We start from the raw sequence: 21,572 nt of genomic DNA on the forward strand, positions 1-21,572 counted from the left end.
GGCGCGCTTCCGCGCTTATGGCGACAAGGGCGTGCTGGCGCTGATCTGCGATTCCACCAATGCGCTGCGGGAAGGGGAGTCGCCGTCGGAAGTGGCGGTCGGCGAGGGCCTGAAAGGCGTCATCGAAAACGCCAAGGGCCGCGTCGCGGTCACCACCTTTTCCTCCAATGTCGGGCGCATCGTTTCGATCGCCAAGGCTGCGCGGGACGCCGGCCGCCAGTGCCTTGTGCTCGGCCGCTCGCTGAAGCGCGTGATCGATGTCGCGACCGAACTCGGCTACATGGACGGCCTGCCGGAATTCATTGCCGAGGAGGATTACGGCTATATCCCGCGCGAGAATCTGGTGGTCATCTGCACCGGCAGCCAGGGCGAGCCGCTGGCCGCACTTGCGAAGCTTTCGCGCGACGAGATGAAGTCGGTGGCGCTGACGGCCGGCGACACGGTGGTGTTTTCCTCGCGCACCATTCCCGGCAACGAGAAGGCGATCCTGGAGATCAAGAACCGGCTGATCGACCTCGGCATGAAGATCATCGAGGACGGCGACGCGCTGGTGCATGTCTCCGGCCATCCGCGCCGCAGCGAATTGCGGAAGATGTATGAATGGGTGCGGCCGCAGATCGGCGTGCCGGTGCACGGCGAGGCGGCGCATCTGGTGGCGCAGGGCTCGCTGATGTCGATGTCGGGCATCGGCCACGTGGCACAGGTGCGCGACGGCGATATGCTGAGGCTCTGGCCCGGTCCGGCCACGATCATCGACCAGGTGCCGTTCGGCCGCCTCTACAAGGATGGATACTTGATCGGAACCGACCAGGCGATGGGCATACGCGACCGGCGCAAGCTGTCCTATGCCGGGCATGTCGCGGTCAACGTCGTGCTCGACGAGAAATACGAGCTAGCCGGCGATCCCGATCTGGTGGCGATCGGCGTCGCCGAGGCCGATGCCAGCGGCGAGACGCTAGAGGACCTGATGCTCGATGCGGCAATCGGCGCGGTGGACTCGATCCCCCGCCAGCGCAGAAAAGACCTCGACCTTGTGCAGGAGGCCGTGCGCCGCGCCGTCCGCGGCGCCGCCAACGAAGCCTGGGGCAAGAAGCCGCTGGTGACGGTGTTTGTCACTAGATAAGGGAGTAGGGGAGTACGGGAATAAGGGAGTAGGGAATAGCAAATAGCTCGGAGTTTTTCCTACCCCCCTACTCCCCTAACTTTCGGAGCGCTTATGCTCGGACGCCTAAATCATGTCGCGCTTGCCGTGCCGAACCTGGCTGCGGCGACAGCTGCGTATCGCGATACGCTGGGCGCTCGGCTGAGCGAGCCGCAGGCGCTGCCGGAACATGGCGTCACGGTTGTGTTCGTCGATGTCGGCAACACCAAGATCGAGCTGCTGGAGCCGCTGGGCGACGCTTCACCGATCGCGGCTTTCCTCGCGAAGAACCCGTCGGGCGGCATGCATCATGTCTGCTACGAGGTCGACGATATCCTCGTCGCGCGCGACCATCTCAAGGCGAGCGGCGCGCGTGTTCTCGGCGACGGCAATCCGAAGATCGGCGCGCATGGCAAGCCGGTGCTGTTCCTGCATCCCAAGGACTTCTTCGGCACGCTGGTCGAATTGGAGCAGGCATGAACTGGGTTTCCTTTGTCGCACTGTTCTTCGTCACCTGGTGGCTGGTGCTGTTCGCGGTGCTGCCGTTCAGCCTGCGCACCCAGGATGAGGACAAGGACGTGACGCTCGGCACGGTGTCGAGCGCGCCGAAGGGACCGCACATGCTGCGCGCGGCGATCCGCACGACGGTCGTCACCGCGATCGTGATCGGCATTTTCTACGGCCTGACAAGGGGGCTCGGCTTCGGCTTCGACGACATCCCGCACATCGTGCCGGACTTTACTCATACTGCCGGCCGCTAGCGCCCTGCACAGTTCCGCAAGTATTGATCAACCCGCGCCCGTGCTGGTTGAAATCGGAAACCGACTTCCGATTTTGAGGGCTAACGCAGCATAATGCTGTTTGGCAGGTCGTCGTCCTAAGCAGATGATTGCACAAAAAAAATGCAAGGCACGAGGCCTTGCAATTTAAACGCGTCCGATCTGTTTCCGGTGTCCGGCGGCAGCGAGTAACCGCGCCTAGATCGCATCCTCCCAAGACTTTGACCGCGTAGGAGAGCAGATTTTTCTCCGCCCTCTCGGTTATCGGCGCACACTAGACCAAGGCAGGTGAAAATGTCACGAAGAATTTTGCCCCCAAATAGGCAATATCGTGCTGCACTGCACAATAGTGGGGCAGGGCTTGCTTGTGAATCGATCAAAAGGCCATATGCGGCACTTTGGTGGCCAAAACGGGCCCTTTTGATCATGCGCAGAACGCCGCAACACTTTGGAGCGCTCGGGTTTCCATTCGGTCATGAAATGGCTATGAAGCCCGGGCAAGCAGCCTCGGTTGCGCCGATTCCCCGCGCCGCCATTTTTTCATTCAACGGACCAGTCCATGCGTTTGTCGCGCTACTTCCTGCCCATTCTGAAAGAAAACCCCCGTGAGGCCGAAATCGTCTCGCATCGGCTGATGCTGCGCGCCGGCATGATCCGCCAGCAGGGGCAGGGCAGCTTCTCCTGGCTACCGCTCGGCAAGCGCGTGCTGGACAAGGTCTGCCAGATCATCCGCGAGGAGCAGAATCGAGCCGGCGCGCTGGAAATCCTGATGCCCACGATCCAGTCGGCGGATCTGTGGCGCGAGAGCGGCCGTTACAATGACTACGGCAAGGAGATGCTGCGCATTAAGGACCGGCAGGACCGCGACATGCTCTATGGTCCGACCAATGAGGAAATGGTCACCGAGATCTTCCGCGCCTACGTCAAGTCCTACAAGGACCTGCCGCTAAACCTCTATCACATCCAGTGGAAGTTCCGCGACGAGGTGCGCCCCCGCTTCGGCGTGATGCGCTCGCGCGAGTTCCTGATGAAGGACGCTTACTCCTTCGATCTCGATTTTGAAGGCGCCAGAGCCGCCTATAACCGCATGTTCGTCTCATACTTGAGGACGTTCACGCGCATGGGCCTGCAGGCCATTCCGATGCGGGCCGATACCGGCCCGATCGGCGGCGACCTCAGCCACGAGTTCATCATCCTGGCCGAGACCGGCGAGAGCCAGGTGTTCTGCGATCGCGCCTATCTGTCGCTCGACGTGCCCAGCGCGGATACGAACTTCTCCAACGATGCCGAGATCGGCGGCATCGTGACGAAATGGACGACTCCTTATGCCGCCACCGACGAGATGCATGACGAAGCGGCATGGGAGAAGGTGCCCGAAGGCGAGAGGCTCTCGGCGCGCGGCATCGAGGTCGGCCATATCTTCCATTTCGGCGAGAAGTATTCCAAGCCGATGAACGCGAAGGTCACCGGTCCCGATGGCAAGGACCATTATGCTTCGGGCGGTTCCTACGGCATCGGCCCGTCGCGGCTGGTCGCGGCGATCATCGAGGCAAGCCATGATGAGAACGGCATCATTTGGCCGGAAGCGGTCGCGCCGTTCGATATCGGTCTGATCAACATGAAGGTCGGCGACGCCGAATGCGACCGCGTCTGCGACGAGCTCTACGCAGCGCTGACCTCGGCCGGCAAGGACGTGCTTTATGACGACACCGACCAGCGGCCGGGCGGCAAGTTCGCAACCGCCGACCTGATCGGCCTGCCCTGGCAGGTGATCGTCGGACCGCGCGGGGTGGCTAGCGGCGAGGTCGAGATCAAGAACCGCCGGAGCGGCGAGCGCGAGACGCTGCCGATCGCGGAGGCCCAGAAACGCCTGGGTATCGCGTAATGGGCGAGGCGGCTGCAGCTCGATCGCCGGCAGGCGCCTTTTCAGGCTTCGAGCGCATGGTGGCGTGGCGCTACCTGCGTTCGCGGCGCAAGGAGACGGTGATCTCAGTCATCGCCTCGATCTCGTTCCTCGGCATCATGCTGGGCGTCGCCACGCTGATCGTCGTCATGGCGGTGATGAACGGTTTTCGCGCCGAGCTGCTCACCCGCATCCTCGGCGTCAACGGCCATCTGATCGTGCAGCCGCTCGATTCGCCGCTGGAGGACTATGCGCAGGTGGCGAGCCGCATCAACGGCGTTGCCGGCGTCAAATACGCCATCCCGCTGATCGACGGGCAGGTGCTGGCGCAAGGCAATGTCGGCGGCGGCACCGGCGCGCTGGTGCGCGGCATTCGCGCCGAGGATCTCAACAAGATCTCGATTGTGTCCAGCAACATCAAGCAGGGCACGCTCGACGGTTTCGACACCGGCGATGGCGTGGCGATCGGCAAGCGCATGGCCGAGAATCTCGGGCTGGTGCTCGGCGACACCATCACGCTGATCTCACCCGAAGGCGACGTTACCCCGCTTGGCACCACGCCGCGCATGAAGGGCTACAAGGTGGCGGCGATCTTCGAGGTCGGCATGTCGGAATATGACAGCTCGATCGTCTACATGCCGTTTTCGGAAGCCCAGCTCTATTTCAACATGGACGGACGGGCGCAGACCATCGAGATCTATGTCGACAATCCGGACAATGTGGATGCGCTGAAGCCGTTGGTCGAGCAGGCGGCGCAGCGGCCGGTCGACCTCGTAGACTGGCGCCAGCGCAACGAGACCTTCTTCTCGGCGCTGCAGGTCGAGCGCAACGTCATGTTCATGATTCTCACGCTGATCGTGCTGGTGGCGGCGCTCAACATCATCTCCGGCCTCATCATGCTGGTGAAGGACAAGGGGCACGACATCGCGATCCTGCGCACCATGGGCGCGTCGCGCGGCGCGATCCTGCGCATTTTCCTGATGACGGGGGCTGCGATCGGGGTCACCGGCACCATCGCCGGCGTGCTGCTCGGCGTCGTCATCTGCCTCAACATCGAATCGATCCGCCAGTTCTTCTCCTGGATGACCGGCAGGATCCTGTTCAATCCCGAGCTCTATTTCCTCAGCCAGTTGCCTGCGAAGATGGACCCGCGCGAGACCACCTATGTCGTCATCATGGCGCTCACCCTGTCTTTCCTGGCCACGGTGTTTCCGGCTTGGCGCGCAGCCCGGCTCGATCCGGTCGAAGCCTTGAGGTACGAGTGATGGCCGAAGCCATTATCGAGCTTAAGGGCGTCGAGCGGCACTATGTCCAGGGGCCGCGCAAGCTGACCATTCTGAACGGCGCTGACTTCTCGCTTAGGCGTGGCGAGATGGTGGCGCTGGTGGCGCCGTCGGGCACCGGCAAGTCGACGCTGCTGCATACGGCGGGGCTGCTCGAGCGGCCGGACGCCGGCGACGTGATCCTCAGCGGCCGCGCCTGTGGCCGGCTGTCGGATGACGAGCGCACGGCTATCCGCCGCAACGATGTCGGCTTCGTCTACCAGTTCCATCATCTGCTGCCGGAGTTCACCGCGCTCGAAAACATCATGATGCCGCAGCTGATCAAGGGGCTCGGCCGCAAGGAGGCATCCGAGCGGGCGGCGCAGCTTCTCGACTACATGCAGATCGGCAAGCGGGCGCAGCACCGGCCGGCCGAGCTATCCGGCGGCGAGCAGCAGCGCGTGGCGATCGCGCGCGCGGTCGCCAATGCGCCGCTGGTGCTGCTGGCCGACGAACCTACCGGCAATCTCGACCCGGCCACCGCCTCCTACGTGTTCGATGCGCTGGAGGCGCTGGTCAGGCAGTCGGGGCTGGCGGCGCTGATCGCCACCCACAATCACGAGCTCGCCGGGCGCATGGACCGGCGGGTGACGCTGGCAGAAGGCAAGGTGGTGCCGCTTTAAGGCAAGCCGATAGTAGGCTGAGGCCGGCCTCGACCGCAGTTTCTTACGCGTACAGTACCGCCGTCTCCGGTCCTCGGAACTTACTATCCTCGGCTCTGCCCGATCTCGACTTGCCCTCCGCGCGCTCAAAAAGAGCCTATCGTCTCGTCAACCTTTCCTTAACCGTGCGCAAACGGATCGCCTGAATTCGCCAGCATGCCTCTCGGCTGATCGTTGACATTCGAACAAAATTAGAACAAATTGCGAACATATTAATAACAGGAGAGAGTTATGGCCGATCTGGTTCAGGATGTCGTCTCGCTGGTCTGCATGAGCACCTTTCTCATTTCCATGGCGATCTGGATTGGCGCCATGTGAGCAGGCGGCTGGCGGCCGCCCCCTTGGGCGGACGAAGGGTCCGCTCTCTGTTTGGGACGGGCACGAGCTCGCCCATTGTTAAGCTTTTCTTGGCCGCACCCCCGCTAGCTTGGCTCGCAAAAACAGGGAGCAAGGGCAGTGTCGGTCATCGCCACGGTCACACTCGTGGCCGGAAATCTCGGACTGATCTTTCTCTTGATGACGGTGCCGCTCGGGCTGCGCACGGTTACGGTCAGCCGCGTGATCGAGGCTGACCGGAATCGCCTGTGGCAGGCGCTGTGGCCGTTCGGCAGCGACGCCGGCTGGTCGGGTGAAATCCTTTCCGTCGAACCGCTGGACGGCGAGGGGACGGCGCTGATCAAACTGTCCTGGGAAGGGCGCGACGGGCGGCCGATCGAACGCAAGGCGCGGCTCGACGATGTGGTGGAAGGCAGCCGTTTCTCGATGCGAGTCGTTGAGGACACGGCTCTCGATCCCTCGTTCTGGGCCGACTATCGCGAAACCACCGCGCTCGCGCCCGAAGGCGATGCGACGCGCGTTACGCTCACGCAAACCGACCGCTATCGCGGTGTCGCCTTCCTGATCTTCCGCTACTTCGCCATGCGCCGCGAGCTCGCCAAGTTGCAGGTCTGGGCGAGAACCGGAACGTATCGCAGGGGCGGCTGGTTCGAGCATCCGGTGAGCCAGATAGGCTTTGCCGTGCTTTCGGCCTTCATCCTGTGGCCGTTCTTCGGCCTCAACCTCGGGGGACTGGCGCTGGCTGTCATCCTAACTTCGGTGGTGGCGCTGCACGAGCTTGGCCACATGGCGGCATTCCGCCTGACGGGGCATCGCCGGGTGCGCATGATCTTCATTCCGTTGCTCGGCGGTATCGCCATGGGCGGCAGGCCGTATGACAGCCGCTTCGAGGTCGCCTTCGTGGCGCTGATGGGTGCGGGCTTCTCCGCTTTCCTGGTGCCTCTGCTGATCGCCGCCAGCGGCCTTGCCGGCAGTGAAGGACACCGCCCGGCGGCAGTGCTGCTGGCGACGCTTGCCGGCTGCGCGTCGCTGTTCAACATCGCCAATCTGGTGCCGGTGTGGAAGTTCGACGGCGGCCAAGTGCTGCGCCAAATCTGCCCGGGCCCGATCGCGCTGGCGCTGGCCTCCTTCCTGCTGCTGTTCGCGTTGCTGGCGCTCGGCTGGCGCGCCGGCTTCTCGCCAAGCTTTCTGCTCGTCGCCGGCGCGGTGTTCTCGGTCCTCAGCCTGCTCACGGTCGGCAGCGGCGTGAAACCGCGTCACGAGCTGAAGCCGATCCACGCCTTCGATCGCCTGGCCATGGCCGGCGCGCTGCTGGCGGTCTTTTCCATTCACGGTTATGGCGTGCTCTGGGCCTCCGCGCAACTGATGTAGCCGCGCCGGATTACCCTGCCTTTCGGGCCGGCTCGGCGACCGGGGCCGCGGCAGGCCCGAACACGTCCTCGAAGGCGGATTTCAGCGCGAGATCGAGATCGGCCATGGTGACCGGAAGGCCGAGATCGACGAGGCTGGTCACGCCATGGTCCGAAACGCCGCAGGGCACGATGCCACCGAAGTGGGAAAGCTCCGGCTCGACATTGATGGCAATGCCGTGAAAGCTTATCCAGCGCCTGAGCCTGATGCCGATGGCGGCGATCTTGTCCTCGGCGGGCCTGCCGTCAGGCATGGCAGGGCGATCCGGCCGCACCACCCAGACGCCGACGCGATCCTCGCGGCGCTCGCCGCGCACGTTGAAGGCGGCAAGCGTGCCGATGATCCACTCTTCGAGCGCGGCGACGAAGGCGCGGACATCCTCGCGCCGGCGCTTCAAGTCGAGCATGACATAGGCCACGCGCTGGCCGGGGCCGTGATAGGTGTATTCGCCGCCGCGTCCTGCGGCGAAGACGGGAAAGCGGTCAGGGTCGATGAGGTCCTCGATACGGGCGCTGGTGCCGGCGGTGTAGAGCGGCGGATGCTCGACCAGCCAGACCATCTCGCCGGCAGCGCCATTGCGGATGGCCTCGGCGCGCGATTCCATGAAGGCGAGCGCGTCGGGATAAGACGTCAGGCCGGGCTCGATGACCCACTCGACCGGCGCCGAACCGGGAAGGGGCAGGAACGACGTGGCGATCTGGCTGCGTTCTGTCATGGAACTTTCTCGATGCTCCCCTCATATGGCGGCAATTGGCTGAAACGTCCAGTTTCGGCCGGCCCGTGTCGAGGCTGTGGAGCATTGCGCCAGGAGCTTTGTCTGATGCATGTCGTTCTCCAAAACCGTCATGCACTTTTGGGCGACATGCATTAGCGAATATTCCGCACGGCACCCTTGTTTCGCCGGAAACGATTTGCTACAGGCCCCGGGCCGGACGGTTCCGGCTCCTACCACGTGCGGTCGTGGCGGAATTGGTAGACGCGCAGCGTTGAGGTCGCTGTGGGGCAACCCGTGGAAGTTCGAGTCTTCTCGACCGCACCATTCTCCCCCAAAAAGGCACTGCTTGGATGAGCCCGTGAGGCGGCGCGTCCGACGTTCTGCGGGCCAAAACAAAAGCGGCGCCAGATCCTGCGGACCGCGCCGCCGCTTTGGGTTTCAAGCCCTTCCGTTCTGAAAAAAACCGGGCCTATCCCGTCCAGCCGAGGCCGGCCGAGATGCAATTGATCGAGACGAGCAGGGCGTCGGTCGTCCGCCTTCGATCCGCCGTGCCGGGACTGGTCCGAACCTCGCGCAGCAGATCGACCTGCAGGCGGTGGATGTCGTCCATCTGTCGCCCCAGATTGTCGAAACGCCGCTTGAACATCGGAAAGCGCGCGGAAAGATCGCCGCCGGTGAGGTCACCGATCAGGCGTCGCGTCAGCTCGTATTCGGCTCCGATGCGGCCGTAGATTCGCCAAGCTGCATCGGCGTCGGCTACCAGGCCGGCGTAGAGCTGCGCGATCTCCATGTCGGACTGGTAGAGCGTCTTCTCGGCCTCGTCGACGATCAGACGGAAGAAGCGCGAGCGCTCGAACATGCGGGCCAGAAGCTCGCGCCCGGCCTCGCCGCGCACCGTGACAAAGGCGTTCAGCGCGCTGCCGATGCCATACCAGCCGGTCAACAGATGACGGTTCTGGCTCCAGGCGAACACCCATGGAATGGCGCGCAGGTCGGCAATGCCGCTGGCGCCGAAACGGCGATCCGGCCGTGAGCCCATCTTCAGCAGCGCCAGTTCCGCAACGGGGCTCGCCTGGTTGAAATAATCGAGGAAGCCGGGCTCGGCCATCAACCGGGCATAGGATGCCTGCGACATGCCCGCCAGAGCCTCGAGCGCTTCGTCGAACTCCGGCGTTTCCTTCGGCCCGACATCAGCGGGCGATCCGACACTGTGGGCCAGAACGCCGGCGGCGAGAACCTCGAGCTGGTTGAGGCCGGTGCCGCGATTGGCGAATTTCGAAGAAACGACCTCGCCCTGCTCGGTTACCCGCATCCTGCCGGCGACAGTGCCCGCCGGCTGCGCCGCGATCGCCCGGCCGGTCGGCGCGCCGCCACGGCTGACGGAGCCGCCGCGACCGTGAAAGAAACTGATCCTGACCTTGTGCTTGCGCCCGATCGCGGCAAGGCGCTTTTGTGCTTTCGCCAGTTCCCAATTGGAGGCGAGGAAGCCGCCGTCCTTGTTGGAATCCGAATAGCCAAGCATGATTTCCTGGCGCGCGCCAAAATCGCGCACAGTCCGCCGCACCAGCGAAACGCCGAGCAAATCATTCAGGACGGCAGGAGCGGCCTGCAGATCGGCGATGGTCTCGAACAATGGCACGATGCGCAGCCTGATCGTGCCGCTACTACCAGGGGCGGTCGAAAGTCCGCAATATTGCGCCAGCAGATAGACCGCGAGCAGGTCGTCGGCCGAGCGGGTCATGCTGAGCACGAACGAGCCAACGGCGTCGGCATCCGCACCCGAATTGTGCCTGGCGATGACAGAGAATGTCGAAAGCAGTTCGGCCGCCTCAGGCGAGAGCCGGCCTGCGTCGATCTCCGGTTGCTCGCCCTGGCTGAGGCTTGAGCGGAGGTGCGCCGACCATCGCGGCGTGCCGGGTGAGACCGGGTCGGCCGGGTCTGTCAGCGCAAACAGCTCGGCCAGCACCCGGTTGACGACCGTGGAGTTCTGCCGGATGTCGAGCGAGACCGTACGGAAGCCGAAGCTTCCGGCTTGCCAGATGAGAGGCTGGACGAAGCGCCTGGCGACCGCGCGCCCACCGATCGCTTCGAGAACGGAAGACAGTGCGTTGAGATCGGCACGAAACGCTTCCGCCGAGAGATATGCCGCCGTGCCGCCGTCGCGCGTCGCCGCCAGCCGGGCAAGCATGGCCGAAGCGAATTGGCGAAGCGGTTCATCGGGGTTGCGGGCGGCAATCGCTTGCGCCTGTCCGCTTTTATCAAGCGCCGTTTGCAGCACCGGCTTGAAGCCCGGCGGCAGGTCGATGACGTTGGAGCTGGCGCTGAGCACCGTCACCAGCCGCTGCACCTGCGTCAGATACCAGCCCATGGCAGTATTGCGGTATTCGGCCAGGGCATGAGCGGTGACTGCGGCCGTCACATTCGGATTGCCGTCGCGGTCGCCGCCGATCCACGAGGCATAGCGCATGAAGGACGGGATTCTGATCGGCTCTCCCGGATAGTGGCGCTCGAACGCGCCTTGAAGCTTGCCGTAGAGCTGCGGCGTTGCCTCGAAGATGACCTCGCGAAAGAAGTGCAGGCCCCAGGCGATTTCGCCCTCGACCGTCGGGCGCTCAAGTCGCAGCTCGCCCGTCATCCACAGAAGCTCGATCTCGCTTTCCAGATCGGCGACCAACAGGTCGCGTTCGCGCGGCGCCCAGCGCGACTGGTCGAGCTCGGTCAGCTTGCGATAGATGCGGCGATGGATCTCCAGCACCGTGACGCGCTTGGCCTCCGTGGGGCGGCCCGACACATAGCTCATCGAGCGTGGCCTGGACTTCCCCCGCCGAGCGGCCGTTCGCCGCCATCTGCGCGACCACGCTGGCGAAAGACCCGGGCACCTCGTCGGCGCCCGCGCCTTGTTCGAGTTCGCGCCGCGCCCGCATGGCAAGCAACTCGTCGGCAATCGTCAGCAACTGGAACCACACGCCGCTCGCCTGAAGCGCCGGGATGCGCTGTTCCGCGGCGAGAGAGACAAGCGACCGACGCCCGCTCAGAACGGCGGCGACCTCGGGCTCACGAGCGCTTGCGACCTGAAGCAGCAGGCGCAACAGGAGGCTGCGCTCGTCCTCGCGAAATTTGATGCGTCTGCTCTGTTCCAAACCGCTTTCCTCGGCTGCATCGATTGCAACTGCAGCAGCGCCTTGAATGGAGGGCGGCGCCGGCTGTCAGGCGACCCGATCGGGGACGGGGCGGCCCTCGAAGAAGGCGGTCAGGTTCTCCACCACCTTCATGCCCATCGCCACCCGCGTTTCCTCGGTCGCGCTGCCGAGATGCGGCAACAGCACGACGTTCTCCAACTGCTTCAGCGCTTCCGGAACGGCGGGCTCGTCGGCAAAGACGTCGAGACCTGCACCTGCGATCTCGCGCCGTTGCAGTGCACCGATCAGGGCATCCTGGTCGACGACGTCGCCGCGCGCGGTGTTGATCAGGAAGGCGCCGCGTTTCATCAACCCCAGGCTTCGAGCATCGATGAGATGGCGGTTTTCCGCGCCGCCCGGACAGTGCAGCGAGACGAAATCGGATGCCGTAAGCACATCGTCCAAAGTCGGCAACTGCTCCGCGCCCATAGCGCGCGTCTCGTCATCATCGACCGGCGACCGGTTGAAGAATACGATCTTCATGCCGAAGCCGAAATGCGCGCGCCTGGCCGTCGCTTTGCCGATGCGCCCCATGCCGACAATACCCAAGGTCTTGCCCGACACTTTTGCCCCGGCCATGTGGGTCGGCGACCAGCCTCGCCACTCTCCGGCTCGCAGCTGCCGCTCGCCTTCGCCGGTCCGGCGCGCGACGGCCAGCATCAGGCTAAGTGCAAGGTCGGCGGTGCAATCCGTCAGCACGCCAGGCGTGTTGGTCACCACGATGTCGCGGTCGCGGGCTGCCGCGACATCGATATGGCTGAAGCCGACGCCGAAATTGGCGATGATGCGGGTGCGGGCGGCGTTCTCGGGAAATACAGCAACCGGCAAGCGGTCGCTGACCGTCGCCAGGATCGCGTCGAAATGCGCGAAGGCGGAAGTCATCGCGGCAGGGCTCAGCGGCTCGTCGCTGTCGTTGAACGTCGTGTCGAAGCGTTCGGCGAGGATCGCTTCGACAGCCGCCGGCCATCTGCGGGTGACAATCAAACGCGGTTTCATCGAGTTTCCTGCTGATCGACGGGCCGCCGCGACGTTTGCGGCGGCCCAGACTTCACATTTTGTGGACTATGCGGCCGTGGCCCGGCCGTCACGCCGCCTTCTTGGTCCGCGCCAGCGTGTCGGCCACGACCTCGCCGAAGGAGGCAGGAGTCGGCACGATGACGACGCCGGCATCCTTCAGGATCTCGACCTTTTCCTGCGCCGACTCGCCGAAGGCGGAGATGATGGCGCCGGCATGGCCCATGCGGCGGCCCTTCGGCGCCGAGAGCCCGGCGATGTAGGCGATCAGCGGCTTTCGCATGTTGTCGCGCGCCCAGATCGCGGCTTCGGCTTCCTGTGGTCCGCCGATCTCGCCGATCATCACCACAGCGTCGGTGTCCTCGTCGCGCTCGAAGAGCTGAAGGATATCCTTGAAGGACGAACCATTGATCGGATCGCCGCCGATACCGACGCTGGTCGACACACCGATCCCCAACGCCTTCATCTGCGAGGCGGCCTCGTAGCCCAGCGTGCCCGAGCGCCCGACGATGCCGACGCGTCCGGGGAGATAGATGCTGCCGGGCATGATGCCCATCAGCGCCTGTCCGGGCGTGATGACGCCGGCGCAGTTCGGGCCGACGAGCCGCATGCGGTCTTCGAAGCGGTATCGGCGCATGTAGCGCTTCACCTGCATCATGTCCTGGGAGGGGATGCCGTCGGTGATGCAGACGCAAAGCTTAATGCCGGCGTCCGCCGCCTCCATGATCGAATCGGCGGCGAAGGGCGGCGGCACGAAGACGATGCTCGCCTCGGCGCGGGTCTCGCGCACAGCACCCTTGACGGTGTTGAAGACGGGCAGGCCGAGATGCGTCTGGCCGCCTTTGCCGGGGGTGACGCCGCCGACCAGCTTGGTGCCGTAGCGCTTCATGTCGTCGGCGTGGAAGCTGCCGATCTTGCCGGTGAAACCCTGGACGATGACGCGCGTGCTGCGGTTGAGCAGGATTGCCATTTCTCGACCTCCCTCAGGCTGCTTTCTTGTTCTTGGTGGCTTCGCGCCAGGCGGCGACGGCCTTTTCGGCGGCTTCGGCCAGCGTGTCGGCGACGATCACCGCCTCGCCGGAGTCGGCCAGGATCTTGCGTCCTTCCTCGACCTTGGTGCCGGAGAGGCGCACCACCAGCGGCACGTCGACGCCGACCTCGCGGATCGCCTTGATGACGCCTTCGGCGACCCAGTCACACCGGTTGATGCCGGCGAAGATGTTGACCAGGATGGTCTCGACATTCTTGTCGCCGAGCACGGCGCGGAAGGATTTCGCCACCCGCTCGGGCGAAGCGCCGCCGCCGATGTCGAGGAAATTGGCCGGTTCGCCGCCGGCGATCTTGATCATGTCCATCGTCGCCATGGCAAGGCCTGCGCCGTTGATGATGCAGCCGATATTGCCGTCCAGCCCGACATAGGAGAGACCGCGATCGCTCGCAAAAGTCTCGCGCGGGTCTTCCTGGCTCTTGTCGCGCAGTTCCGAGATTTCCGGGCGGCGGAACAGCGCGTTCTCGTCGAACGACATTTTGGCGTCGAGCGCGACGAGGCTGCCGTCGCGGGTCACCACCAGCGGATTGATCTCCAGCATCGAGGCGTCGTAGTCGCGGAACACCTGGTAGCAGCCGAGGATGGTCTCGGTCGCCTTGCCGATCAGATTGCTTTCAAGTCCGAGGCCGAAGGCGATCTCGCGCGCCTGGAAGCCTTGCATGCCGACGCCCGGATCGACGGTGGCGCGGATGATGGAATCCGGCTTCTTTTCGGAGATGTCCTCGATCTCCATGCCGCCGGCGGCCGATGCCACGATCATGACGCGCTCTTCCTTCCGGTCGAGCACGAAGCCGAGATAGAGCTCCTGCGCGATGTCGACGGCTTCCTCAAGATAGAGGCGCGAGATCAGCTTGCCGCGCGGGCCGGTCTGCTGGGTGACCAGCTTGCGGCCGAGCATTCCCTCAGCGGCGTTGGATATCTCCTCGTCGTTGGAGCAGAGCTTGATGCCGCCGGCTTTGCCGCGCGCGCCGGAATGGACCTGCGCCTTCAGCACCCATTTCGAGCCGCCGATCTCGCGCGCCCGGTAGGTCGCCTGCTCGGGGCTGTAGGCAAGGCCGCCGCGTGGCACGTGCACGCCATGACGGGCGAGCAGTTCCTTGGCCTGGTATTCGTGAATGTCCATCTTGTCCTCCCGGTAATCTAATGCGCTGCGCTATGCGTCTGGCTGGCGCGCTCGATCGCCTCGCTCACCACCAGAACATTGCGCGCCATGCGCTCCGAGGCAGCGTCGATCATCTTGCCGTCGAGCGCCGCCGCGCCCTTGCCGAGCGCCTCCGCTTCCTTGAGCACCTCAAGGATGCGGCGGGCGCGCGTGACCTCCTTTTCCGGCGGCGAGAAGACGTCGTTGGCCAGAGCGATCTGCGAAGGATGGATCGCCCATTTGCCTTCGATGCCGAGTGCGGCGGCGCGCCTGGCGGCTGCTGTGTAACCTTCGGGGTCGGAGAAATCGCCGAACGGTCCGTCGATGGCGCGCAAGCCATAGGCGCGGCAGGCGACAGTCATGCGCGACAGGGCGAAATGCCACTGATCGCCGGGATAGTCAGGGTTGAGGCCGCCGATGTTGACGGTGCGCGCCTTGTTGCTGGCGGCGTAATCGGCGACGCCGAAATGCATCGCTTCGAGCCGGCCGGGCGTGGCGGCGATCGCCTCGACATTGGCCATGCCGAGCGCGGTTTCGATCAGCGCTTCGAGACCGACCCGGGTCTTGAAACCCTTGGCCATCTCAATCTGGTTGACCATGGCCTCGACCATATAGAGGTCCGCCGGCACGCCGACCTTCGGCACTAGGATAGTGTCCAGCCGGTCGCCGGCCTGTTCCATGACGTCGACCACGTCGCGGTACATGTAGTGGGTGTCGAGGCCGTTGATGCGCACCGACACGGTCTTGCCCTTGGCGCGCCAATCGATGTCGTTCAGCGCCTGGATGATGTTCTTGCGCGCGCGCTCCTTGTCGGGCGGCGCCACCGCGTCCTCGATGTCGAGGAAGACGAAGTCGGCGGCGCTGTTCGCCGCCTTGTCGATCATTTCCGGGCTGGAGCCGGGAACCGCCAGCTCGCTGCGCTGGAGCCTGAGCTTCTTGAGGTGGTTGATGGTGTGGCTCATCGTCCGTTCCTCACGCCGCCTCGGCGACCGGCATTGCGGCCGTGCGCCGGAAATGCTCGATCGCAGCCGCCACGCCCGAGCCCGGCGCCAGGCGCACGCCGCAATCAAGCAGCGCCATTTCGGCCGCCGACAGCGAGGCGCAGACCATCACCTCGTTCAGCCAGCCGAGATGGCCGATGCGGAAGACCTTGCCGAAGACCTTGTTTAGGCCGCCGCCGAGCGATGTCTGATAGGTGCGGTAGGCACGCTTGACCACGTCGCCGCTGTCGATGCCTTCCGGCACCAGGATCGCGCTCACCGTATCGGAGTGCCATTGCGGCGCCTTGGCGCACAGCTTCAACCCCCAAGCGTCGACCGCCTTGCGCACGCCTTCGGCGAGGCGATGGTGGCGGGCGAAGATGTTGTCTAGCCCTTCCTCGGCGATCAGGTCGAGCGAGGCGCGCAGGCCGCGCAGCAGCTGCGTGGCGGGTGTGTAGGGGAAATAGCCGGCGTCGTTGGCGCGGATCATGTCATCGAAGGAGAAGTAGCAGCGCCGGTGGGTCGCGACTCGCGACGCCGCCAGCGCCTTCTTGCTGACCGACAGGAAGCCGAGGCCGGCGGGCAGCATGAAACCTTTCTGCGAGCCGCTTACCGCGCAGTCGACGCGCCATTCCTCCTGACGGAAGTCGATCGAGCCGATCGACGAGACGCCGTCGACGAAGAGGAGCGCTGGGTGGTTCACTGCATCGAGCACCGCGCGACAGCCGGCGACGTCGCTGGTAACGCCGGTGGCGGTCTCGTTTTGCGTGCAGAAGACCGCCTTGATCTGGTGCGCCTTGTCCGCCCGCAGCCTTTCGGCATAGAGGTCGAGCGGGACGCCGGTTCCCCATTCACAATCGATGACGTCGACGTCGAAGCCGAGGCGCTCGGCCATGTCGACCCACAGATGCGAGAACTGGCCGAAGCGCGACATAAGCACCCGGTCGCCCGGGTTGAGCACGTTGGTCATCGCCGCCTCCCAGGCGCCGGTGCCGGACGACGGATAGATGAAGACGCGGCCGGTCTCGTTCTTGAAAACCTTCTTGATGTCCTCGAACAGCGGGAGCGTGAGATTGGGGAAGGAGGCGGCGCGCATGTCTTCCATCGGCAGGTTCATCGCCTGCCGGACCTCTTCAGGAATGTTGGTGGGTCCAGGGATGAAAAGATGGGTAAACCCGGCCATGCGCAAACTCCTCCTGCGTTTTTGGGATGCTGGAGGAAGTTTCATGTCGATGGCGCCGAGCGACAACACCTTGCCGGGTAAGTTGTCGCCACGCGTGGGTAGGTCGAGCCTACCCGATCCGCCTACCCGAAAGGCGATTTGGAGCCGCGTCGCTTCTCGTTGGCATAGAGCGCGACAGCCATGGCGCGGTTGCGCACGTCAAGCTTGTCGTAAAGATTTTTGAGATGGTACTTCACCGTGTTCTCGGAGATCCCGGTGCGGGTCGCGATCTGGAGATTGGTCCAGCCATCGGAAAGCACCGCAAGCAATTCGCGCTCGCGCACGGTGAGTTGCGACAGCGGCGTATCGTTGACCTTGTTGATGTCGATGTAAGGGATGCAGATCCGCCCATGCGCGACCGCCAGGATCGTCTCGAATATGATCGAGGGATCGTCGAACTGAAAGCAATAGCCCTGGGCGCCGAGCCGCACGCACTGCTTCAGGATGCCGATGTCATGATCATTGGAAAAGACCGTGATGCGCAGGTCGAGCTTGCGGTTCTGGATTTCCGCCAGGACATCGGCGCCATCCATGTCGGCGAGCTTCCAGCCGATGACGGCGACGTCGAACCTGGTGTTCGCCGTCAATTCCAGGAATTGCTTGCCGCTCGGCACGGAGCTCAACAGCTCGAAACGCCCGTCGCATTCCAGCATCTCGCGAAGCGCAGACACGACAAGCGGATTGCGCTCGGCGACGATAACACGCACGCGCTGCTCGCCAACTGCTTCGTTCGTTTTCCGGGACTTGAGGTTCAAGGCCTGCCGATTGTCCTGTCGATCTTGCCGATCCACCTGGACCTGCATCATGGCAATTCTGCCCCAACAGCAAAAGGGCGCTCTTTCCGCAGCGACATGCGCTGTCGCGGCGGCTGACCCCGCAAATGCGGCGCGACCCGCCTTTACCGGGAGGCGTCGCGGGGACATTTCTCTGAGTATTCCGCGCGCTACGGCTATATTTTCTCAGGACGAATCGTGTCTCGACCCTATCTGCCGCATAAGCATCGGATTTCCCGAAATGCGGTTTCCACTTTTCGGGCTCATGCTCTAGACCTGATTCACACCCTTTCCGGATTGCTGTTGGCGGGAGGCGCTGGTGGAAGGCCAGGACAGAGAGACGACCGGCGCCAGGACCGTCGAGGAAGGCGGCGCCGACATCTATGGCGAGGACGGCGCCGTCCGTTCTGCCTTCCTTGCGCAGATCGGCGCGGCCATCGCCGATCGCGACACGCTCATCTTAAAACGCGAAGTCGACGACCTGCATCAGTCGGAACTCGGCGATCTGCTGGAAGCACTCCATCCCGAGCAGCGCCGCGCACTGGTCGAATTGCTTGGCTCGGATTTCGACTTTTCGGCGCTGACCGAGGTCGACGAGGCGATCCGGCTCGACATCGTCGACAATTTGCCCAACGAACAGATCGCGCAGGCGGTGCAGGAACTCGATTCCGACGACGCCGTCTACATCCTGGAAGACCTCGACCAGGAGGACCAGGACGAGATCCTGTCGCAACTGCCGTTCACCGAGCGCATCCGGCTGCGGCGCGCGCTCGACTATCCGGAAGAGACGGCCGGCCGGCGCATGCAGACCGAGTTCGTCGCCGTGCCGCCGTTTTGGACCATCGGCCAGACGATCGACTACATGCGCGAGGACAAGAACCTTCCCGATCGCTTCAGCCAGATCTTCGTCATCGACCCGAGCTTCAAACTGCTCGGTGCCATCGATCTCGACCAGATCCTGCGCACCAAGCGCGCGGTGAAGGTCGAGGAGGTGATGCATGAGACGCGCCATGCCATCCCCGCCACCATGGACCAGGAAGAGGCGGCGCGGGAATTCGAGCAGTACGACCTGCTCTCGGCCGCCGTGGTCGACGAGAACGAGCGTCTGGTCGGCGTGCTCACCATCGACGACGTGGTCGACGTCATCCAGCAGGAGGCAGAGGAGGACCTTCTGCGCATGGGCGGCGTCGGCGACGAAGAGCTATCCGACACCGTGCTTGCGACCTCGCGATCGCGTGTGCCGTGGCTGCTCGTCAATCTGGTCACGGCGTTTCTCGCGGCCTCGGTGATTGGCCTGTTCGACCAGACCATCGAGCATATCGTGGCGCTCGCTGTGCTGATGCCGATCGTTGCCGGCATGGGCGGCAATGCCGGCTCGCAGACGATGACCGTCACGGTGCGGGCGCTGGCGACCAGGGATCTGGACATCTACAACGCCGCCCGGATCATCCGCCGTGAGGTGGGAGTGGGCTTCATCAACGGCATCGTCTTTGCGGTGCTGATCGGCATGGTTGCTGGACTGTGGTTCCACGACCCCAACCTGGGCGGCATTATCGCGGCGGCGATGATCATCAACATGTTCGCGGCGGCCCTGGCAGGCATTCTCATCCCGCTGCTGCTCGACCGCTTCAAGATCGACCCGGCGGTAGCCTCCGCCGTCTTCGTCACGACCGTCACCGACTGCGTCGGCTTCTTTGCATTCCTCGGATTGGCCACGTGGTGGTTTGGCGTTCCCTGAGACAGTGCTATAATTGACTTTTACGTAAATGCCGTGCGACGTTGCCCTGGGGTCAGATGCCGATTCCGGCACAGACGGGGTTGATGGGAGAAAGGGCGACGCTTCTGCGTGGCGATGCCTGGACGTTTGGGCGTGGGAGCGAGAATGCGGGAATATTACACGATCACAGAGCTGACGCGCGAATTCGACGTGTCCACCCGGACGTTGCGGTTCTATGAGGACGAGGGGCTGGTGCAGCCGATCCGGCGCGGGCGCACGCGGCTGTTTCGCCCGTCCGACCGGCATCTGATCCGCCAGATCATGCGCGGCAAGCGGCTCGGCTTCTCGATCGCCGAGATCCGCGAAATCATCCAGATGTACAAGGAACCGCCCGGCGAGGTCGGCCAGCTCAAGCTGATGATCAAGCGCATCGAGGAAAAGCGCGAGGACCTGCGCCAGAAACGGCGCGACCTCGAGGAGACGCTTGCCGAGCTCGACCAGGCCGAGGAGTCCTGCGTGGAGCGGTTGGCGGAGCTGGGCGTGAACACGTAGCCCGCTGACAGCCAAAGAATTTAGCTAGGCTAACCGTCGCAGACGTTCGAGATTGGCCGGAGCTTTCGAACTTCGTCGTCCCACGGCGGAGCAGCCGCGAAGCGGCGTCGCGGCTTGCTTCGCCCTAGGATGTCACGGATGCTTCTGCTAATCGCCGAGGTGCGGGCCTGCTCGCACCCAGCAACCTTCATTGTCGATACAGCCTCAGATCCAGCGCCGGACCCGCTTGGCGTAATCGCGGTATTTCTTGCCGAACTTTGCCGCCAGTATCTTTTCCTCCTTCTCGATCGCCATTTTCTGCGTCGCGAAGGCAGCGAGGAAGGCAAACAGCAGGAACCATACGATACCGGTGATGAAGGAGACGCCGATCAACAGCAGCGTATTGGCGAGATACATTGGGTTGCGGGTGATGCCGAAGGGCCCCGATGTCACCAGATGGTCGGGCTCGGCATTGGGATTGAGCGTCGTCCTGGCGCGCACCATCGCGCGGATCGCGGTAACCCAGAGCGCTGCCACGCCAAAGAGCGCTACCCAGCCGGCGCCGACGAGGATAGCGCCGAATATGTCCCCGATCCAGGGCAGCGGGTAGAGCATGCCGAGCACGACGCTCAGTGCGATCGCCACGACATAGATCACAGGTGGCCAGGGGATGATCCCGTGTCCGGGCTTTGCGATGCCTGTCATTGCTGCCCTCCTTCCATCTCGTCCTCGGTCGCGGCGGTACAAGTGCTCGCCAGATCGGCCAGATGCGATTTCCAGGCGCTGGACTGGTCGTTGCTGTAGAGCTTGTCGAGAGACCCTTCGCCCTTCAGCGTGTCCAGCATGCAGCCACAATAGCTGGAACAGAACTTGCTGTCCCGTTGCTGTTCGCACTGCGCCTGGCAAGCCGACAGGAAACCAGCGTCCTTGTCTTGTGGCGCGGCCGGCATGACCTGCGAGAACAGCCACACCGCGCCGAACAGAAGCGGCTGGTGGATGAGATAGAAGGCGAGGCTGTGCCGGCCGATAAAAGTCAGCGGGGTCGACCAGCGGCCGGGCATCCAGGTCGCCAGCCGGGCGAGAAGCCCGGATGCCGAAGCGAGCTTGACGACCGCGATGCCGGCAAGCACTGCGCCGAACCATGGAAACAGCGGCACATAGTCGTTCGAGCGCGGGTTGGTCGGCGACAGTCCGACCCACCACAGCGCCGGATGGTCGAAGACTTCCGACCGCAGATAATAGGGCGCCGCAATCACGGCCGCGGCGACGATCGCCGTCAGCAATGTCGGCAGCCTGAGAAAAGCCAGGCCGAGCAGGCTTGCCAGCGCGATCTCGTGCAGGATGCCGAAGAAGATGAAGCCGTCCGGCGTGGCGATATAGGTGACGACCGAGATGGCGATCGCCGCAATCGCAACCATTGCAAAGCGCTTCCAGAAGCCAGGCCAGCGGATATGGCGGCCATGTGCGAGGAAAAGGCTGACACCGACCAGGAACAGAAAAGTCGAGGCGATGCAGCGAGCGTAGAGCTTCCACCAACCAAAGGCGGTGAGGCCCGGCGAGGTGTAGCCGAAGTTTTCGAGATCCCAGGTGAAATGATAGCTCGCCATCGCGATCAGCGCGATGCCGCGCAGGACGTCGATGGCGACGATGCGGCCGTGTTTCGGCGCGTCTTGAACGGCGACGCCGGTCGTCTGAAGGG

At 64.0% G+C, this 21,572-nt stretch carries 19 protein-coding genes and 1 tRNA gene; 10 read left to right on the plus strand and 10 right to left on the minus strand.

Annotated features, from left to right (window positions below; all coding sequences use genetic code 11):
- The 7 genes from EOA49_RS19745 to EOA49_RS19775 form a co-directional block, all read left to right on the plus strand.
- Nucleotides 1–1,123, plus strand: a 1,123-nt coding sequence (locus EOA49_RS19745; protein ID WP_164749252.1) for a ribonuclease J, incomplete at its 5' end; no start/stop codon positions are given.
- Nucleotides 1,124–1,216: 93 nt separating this feature from the next.
- On the plus strand, nt 1,217–1,621 hold the full coding sequence (gene mce / locus EOA49_RS19750; protein ID WP_095826197.1) for a methylmalonyl-CoA epimerase: 405 nt from the start codon (nt 1,217–1,219) through the stop codon (nt 1,619–1,621).
- Nucleotides 1,618–1,902, plus strand: a complete 285-nt coding sequence (locus tag EOA49_RS19755; RefSeq protein WP_067001240.1) for a DUF1467 family protein — start codon at nt 1,618–1,620, stop codon at nt 1,900–1,902. The genes mce and EOA49_RS19755 overlap by 4 nt, the downstream gene beginning before the upstream one ends.
- Nucleotides 1,903–2,479: 577 nt before the next feature.
- Nucleotides 2,480–3,805: a proline--tRNA ligase gene (gene proS, locus EOA49_RS19760; protein WP_127243309.1), complete on the plus strand. Its 1,326-nt coding sequence runs from the start codon at nt 2,480–2,482 to the stop codon at nt 3,803–3,805.
- The gene (locus EOA49_RS19765) at nt 3,805–5,088 is read left to right on the plus strand and encodes a lipoprotein-releasing ABC transporter permease subunit (protein ID WP_067001237.1); all 1,284 of its coding nucleotides are present in this window, start codon (nt 3,805–3,807) and stop codon (nt 5,086–5,088) included. Before proS ends, EOA49_RS19765 begins: the two co-directional genes overlap by 1 nt.
- Nucleotides 5,085–5,768: an ABC transporter ATP-binding protein gene (locus EOA49_RS19770; protein ID WP_206519875.1), complete on the plus strand. Its 684-nt coding sequence runs from the start codon at nt 5,085–5,087 to the stop codon at nt 5,766–5,768. Before EOA49_RS19765 ends, EOA49_RS19770 begins: the two co-directional genes overlap by 4 nt.
- 495 nt (nt 5,769–6,263) lie before the next feature.
- A complete protein-coding gene (locus EOA49_RS19775; protein WP_127239921.1) occupies nt 6,264–7,514 on the plus strand; it encodes an SRPBCC family protein in 1,251 nt (416 codons plus the stop codon).
- A 10-nt stretch (nt 7,515–7,524) separates the two neighbouring features.
- Here EOA49_RS19775 and lipB read toward each other — a convergent pair whose 3' ends face one another.
- Entirely contained in the window at nt 7,525–8,268 is a 744-nt protein-coding gene (gene lipB, locus EOA49_RS19780; RefSeq protein WP_067329200.1) for a lipoyl(octanoyl) transferase LipB, read from the minus strand.
- A 239-nt stretch (nt 8,269–8,507) separates the two neighbouring features.
- Between lipB and EOA49_RS19785 the strand changes: the two genes are divergently transcribed.
- Nucleotides 8,508–8,592 (plus strand) — tRNA-Leu (locus tag EOA49_RS19785).
- 145 nt (nt 8,593–8,737) lie between these two features.
- On the opposite strand, the gene EOA49_RS19790 is transcribed toward EOA49_RS19785, so the two are convergent.
- The 7 genes from EOA49_RS19790 to EOA49_RS19820 all read right to left on the minus strand — a co-directional run bounded on the left by EOA49_RS19790 (nt 8,738) and on the right by EOA49_RS19820 (nt 17,559).
- Nucleotides 8,738–11,068 (minus strand): phosphoenolpyruvate carboxylase, encoded by a 2,331-nt coding sequence (locus tag EOA49_RS19790; protein WP_245460738.1) that lies wholly within the window; start codon nt 11,066–11,068, stop codon nt 8,738–8,740.
- 406 nt (nt 11,069–11,474) lie between these two features.
- A complete protein-coding gene (locus EOA49_RS19795) occupies nt 11,475–12,443 on the minus strand; it encodes a D-glycerate dehydrogenase (RefSeq protein ID WP_127239922.1) in 969 nt (322 codons plus the stop codon).
- Between the two features lie 88 nt (nt 12,444–12,531).
- On the minus strand, nt 12,532–13,431 hold the full coding sequence (gene sucD / locus EOA49_RS19800) for a succinate--CoA ligase subunit alpha (RefSeq protein WP_067001220.1): 900 nt from the start codon (nt 13,429–13,431) through the stop codon (nt 12,532–12,534).
- Nucleotides 13,432–13,444: 13 nt separating this feature from the next.
- Nucleotides 13,445–14,632 (minus strand): malate--CoA ligase subunit beta, encoded by a 1,188-nt coding sequence (locus EOA49_RS19805; protein ID WP_067001218.1) that lies wholly within the window; start codon nt 14,630–14,632, stop codon nt 13,445–13,447.
- 17 nt (nt 14,633–14,649) lie between these two features.
- Entirely contained in the window at nt 14,650–15,612 is a 963-nt protein-coding gene (locus tag EOA49_RS19810; protein ID WP_127239924.1) for a CoA ester lyase, read from the minus strand.
- A gap of 10 nt (nt 15,613–15,622) precedes the next feature.
- On the minus strand, nt 15,623–16,813 hold the full coding sequence (locus EOA49_RS19815; RefSeq protein ID WP_067329209.1) for an aminotransferase class V-fold PLP-dependent enzyme: 1,191 nt from the start codon (nt 16,811–16,813) through the stop codon (nt 15,623–15,625).
- A gap of 122 nt (nt 16,814–16,935) precedes the next feature.
- Nucleotides 16,936–17,559 (minus strand): response regulator transcription factor, encoded by a 624-nt coding sequence (locus EOA49_RS19820; RefSeq protein WP_127239925.1) that lies wholly within the window; start codon nt 17,557–17,559, stop codon nt 16,936–16,938.
- A gap of 385 nt (nt 17,560–17,944) precedes the next feature.
- On the opposite strand from EOA49_RS19820, the gene mgtE reads away from it, so the two are divergent.
- Both mgtE and EOA49_RS19830 read left to right on the plus strand, forming a co-directional pair.
- Nucleotides 17,945–19,363 (plus strand): magnesium transporter, encoded by a 1,419-nt coding sequence (gene mgtE, locus EOA49_RS19825; RefSeq protein ID WP_067329211.1) that lies wholly within the window; start codon nt 17,945–17,947, stop codon nt 19,361–19,363.
- A 144-nt stretch (nt 19,364–19,507) separates the two neighbouring features.
- On the plus strand, nt 19,508–19,894 hold the full coding sequence (locus tag EOA49_RS19830; RefSeq protein WP_040969921.1) for a MerR family DNA-binding transcriptional regulator: 387 nt from the start codon (nt 19,508–19,510) through the stop codon (nt 19,892–19,894).
- Nucleotides 19,895–20,098: 204 nt separating this feature from the next.
- On the opposite strand, the gene EOA49_RS19835 is transcribed toward EOA49_RS19830, so the two are convergent.
- Together EOA49_RS19835 and EOA49_RS19840 are read right to left on the minus strand one after the other, a co-directional pair.
- On the minus strand, nt 20,099–20,578 hold the full coding sequence (locus EOA49_RS19835) for an isoprenylcysteine carboxylmethyltransferase family protein (protein WP_067329213.1): 480 nt from the start codon (nt 20,576–20,578) through the stop codon (nt 20,099–20,101).
- Nucleotides 20,575–21,522: a DUF1624 domain-containing protein gene (locus EOA49_RS19840; RefSeq protein ID WP_245460740.1), complete on the minus strand. Its 948-nt coding sequence runs from the start codon at nt 21,520–21,522 to the stop codon at nt 20,575–20,577. The genes EOA49_RS19835 and EOA49_RS19840 overlap by 4 nt, the downstream gene beginning before the upstream one ends.
- Between the last annotated feature and the right edge of the window lie 50 nt (nt 21,523–21,572).

It is taken from the genome of Mesorhizobium sp. M1A.F.Ca.IN.020.04.1.1 (genome assembly GCF_003997315.1).
GTDB lineage: Bacteria > Pseudomonadota > Alphaproteobacteria > Rhizobiales > Rhizobiaceae > Mesorhizobium.

What these genes read in the sequence shown, in the direction of transcription:
- mce (WP_095826197.1), top strand. Translation starts at nt 1,217, where the DNA reads ATGCTCGGACGCCTAAATCATGTCGCGCTTGCCGTGCCGAACCTGGCT.
- EOA49_RS19755 (WP_067001240.1), top strand. Translation starts at nt 1,618, where the DNA reads ATGAACTGGGTTTCCTTTGTCGCACTGTTCTTCGTCACCTGGTGGCTG.
- proS (WP_127243309.1), top strand. Translation starts at nt 2,480, where the DNA reads ATGCGTTTGTCGCGCTACTTCCTGCCCATTCTGAAAGAAAACCCCCGT.
- EOA49_RS19765 (WP_067001237.1), top strand. Translation starts at nt 3,805, where the DNA reads ATGGGCGAGGCGGCTGCAGCTCGATCGCCGGCAGGCGCCTTTTCAGGC.
- lipB (WP_067329200.1), bottom strand. Translation starts at nt 8,268, where the DNA reads ATGACAGAACGCAGCCAGATCGCCACGTCGTTCCTGCCCCTTCCCGGT.
- EOA49_RS19790 (WP_245460738.1), bottom strand. Translation starts at nt 11,068, where the DNA reads ATGAGCTATGTGTCGGGCCGCCCCACGGAGGCCAAGCGCGTCACGGTG.
- EOA49_RS19795 (WP_127239922.1), bottom strand. Translation starts at nt 12,443, where the DNA reads ATGAAACCGCGTTTGATTGTCACCCGCAGATGGCCGGCGGCTGTCGAA.
- sucD (WP_067001220.1), bottom strand. Translation starts at nt 13,431, where the DNA reads ATGGCAATCCTGCTCAACCGCAGCACGCGCGTCATCGTCCAGGGTTTC.
- EOA49_RS19805 (WP_067001218.1), bottom strand. Translation starts at nt 14,632, where the DNA reads ATGGACATTCACGAATACCAGGCCAAGGAACTGCTCGCCCGTCATGGC.
- EOA49_RS19810 (WP_127239924.1), bottom strand. Translation starts at nt 15,612, where the DNA reads ATGAGCCACACCATCAACCACCTCAAGAAGCTCAGGCTCCAGCGCAGC.
- EOA49_RS19815 (WP_067329209.1), bottom strand. Translation starts at nt 16,813, where the DNA reads ATGGCCGGGTTTACCCATCTTTTCATCCCTGGACCCACCAACATTCCT.
- EOA49_RS19830 (WP_040969921.1), top strand. Translation starts at nt 19,508, where the DNA reads ATGCGGGAATATTACACGATCACAGAGCTGACGCGCGAATTCGACGTG.
- EOA49_RS19835 (WP_067329213.1), bottom strand. Translation starts at nt 20,578, where the DNA reads ATGACAGGCATCGCAAAGCCCGGACACGGGATCATCCCCTGGCCACCT.